This is a genomic window from Arthrobacter agilis (assembly GCF_002953615.1).
Taxonomy (GTDB): Bacteria; Actinomycetota; Actinomycetes; order Actinomycetales; family Micrococcaceae; genus Arthrobacter_D; species Arthrobacter_D agilis_B.
Map to the genome: position 1 here is coordinate 3,435,375 of NZ_CP024915.1, position 2,327 is coordinate 3,437,701.

The following is a 2,327-nucleotide window of genomic DNA, read 5'->3' on the forward strand; positions in this document are numbered from 1 at the left end:
ACGGCGGCGTTCTTGAAGACCGGCTGCTTGGACACGGGATCCCACTCGGTCATGGTGAGCTCGTTGGCCGCGTGGTGGCCTCCCGCCGACCGCCCCCCGCCGTCGTCGTCCCAGTAGCCGTAGTGGAAGGGGGCGAAGACCGTGCCCTCACGGAGGTCGCCGATCCGCACCGGGACCTCCAGGTGGCCGCGCCTCGATCGGACGGAGACGACATCACCCTCGGCCAGGCCGAGCCGGCGCGCGTCGGGGACCGACACCTCCAGCCATGCCCCGGGCGCGGCGCGGTCCAGGGCGCGGCTGCGCCCGGTCTTGGTCCGGGTGTGGAACTGGTAGACCGTCCGCCCTGTCGTGTACCGCAGCGGGTACTCGTCATCGGGTTCCTCGTGCGGCGGGCGGTAGTCCTCGCTCTTGAGCCAGGCCTTCCCCGGTTCGACGGTCGCCCGGTACAGGACCGGGCCCGTGGCCGCGCCCGTGAGGAGATCGTGCCCGTAGGACTCGCAGTGGTCCGGGTCGGTCGGGAAGTCCCCGTCCGGATAGAGCCGGACCGTCCCGTCGGGGTGCTCGTCGTTGCAGGGCCACGGGATGCCGCTGCCCCCGCGCAACCGTCCGTAGCTGATGCCCGTGTAGTCGCAGGGCCTGCCGCGGCTGCACTCCTGCCACGCCCGGAACCCGTCCTCGGGGCCCGCCCAGTCCAGCAGCGGCCTGCCGCTGCGGGTGCGGAAGTCCATCCGCCGCGAATAGTCGAGGAACACGTCGAGATCGCTCTTCGCCTCGCCGGGCGGCTCCACGGCCTTGTCCGACAGGTGCACCGTGCGGTTCACGTTCGTGAAGGTGCCGGTCTTCTCCCCCCAGGCTGCGCAGGGGAGCACCACGTCGGCGTATCGTGCGGTTTCCGTGAGGTACAGGTCCTGCACCACGAGGAACAGTCCTTCGGAGCCGAGGATCCGGCGGATCCTCCCGAGCTGCGGCATGGACACGGCGGGATTGGTCGCGGAAATCCACAGGAACTCGATGGAGCCGGCCTCCGCGTAGCGGAAGATCTGCATCGCGTGGGTCGGCGGGGCCCAGTGCGGGATGATGTCGGGGTCCACGTCCCACAGGGTGGCCAGCTCCTGGACGTGCTGCGGATTCTCCCAGTTCCGGAAGCCCGGGAGGTCGCCGTCGGCCCCGCACTCGCGGTTGTTCTGCGCCGTCGGTTGCCCGTTCATCTGCAGGATCCCGCTGCCCTCCTTCCCGAGCATGCCGCGCAGCAGGTGCAGGTTGTTGACCTGGCAGGACGCGGCGGTCGCCTGTGCCGACTGGTAGAACCCCTGCAGCACGGTGGAGAGCACGCGCTCGCTGGTGCCGAAGATCTCGGCCGCCCTCCGGACGTCCTCGGCGTCGACACCGCAGGTCTCGGCGACCGCCTCGGGCGTCCACCGCTCGACCGTGGAGCGCAACCGGTCGATGTTCAGGGTGTGGTCGGCGATGTACCGCTCGTCGATCCAGCCGCGGTGGAGCAGTTCCCGCACCAGGCCGTTCATCAGGGCGAGGTTGGTGCCGGGCCGGACGGCGAGATGGACCTCGGCGACCCTGGCCACCTCCGTCCCACGGGGATCCACGCAGACGACGCGCGGCGGATTGGGCCCCGCGAGCCGGTCCAGCACCCGCATCCAGAGGACGGTCTGCGTCTCGGCCATGTTGTGCCCGAAGAGGAACATGGCGTCGCACTCGTCGATGTCGACGTAGCTGCCCGGTTGGCCGTCGGAGCCGAAGCTCTCCTTCATGGCCGTGGCCGCCGTCGCCGTGCACAGGCGCGTGTTGCCGTCCATGTGGGGCGTCCCGATACCGGCCTTGCCGATGATCCCGAGGGCGTAGTACTCCTCGAGGAACAGCTGCCCGGTGGTGTAGAAACCGTGGCTCAGAGGACCCCTGGTGGACAGCAGTTCCCTGCTCCGCCCCACGATGCGGTCCATGGCCGTGTCCCAGTCGGTCTCGACCAGTTCCCCGTCCACGCGGACGAGCGGGCGGGTGAGGCGGTCCCCGTTGTCGACGCCCTGCCAGCTTCCGAAGAGGCCCTTGGGGCCGAGCCGGCCGTGGTTGACGGTGTCCACGGCGCGGCCACGGACACCGACCATGCGCCCGTCCTTGACTGCGATGTCGCACCCGCAGCCGTTGCTGCACAGGACGCAGGCGGACTGGACCCAGCGGTCGACGTCGTCCTCCGCAACGCCCGGCGCGAGGGACTGGTCGACGCGCACGGGCCAGCGCTCGTCCCGGGCATAGGGGGTCCGGGTACCCCAGACGTCGGCAATACGATCGACCACGGCGGTTCCTCTCGACGGGGT

The 2,327-nt window shown here is 70.3% G+C and carries 1 protein-coding gene; it reads right to left on the bottom strand.

Going from position 1 to position 2,327, the window contains the following annotated elements:
* Positions 1-2,306: molybdopterin oxidoreductase family protein (locus CVO76_RS16935; protein WP_208741892.1), on the bottom strand; the 2,306-nt coding region annotated here is incomplete at its 3' end.
* Positions 2,307-2,327 lie beyond the last annotated feature (21 nt).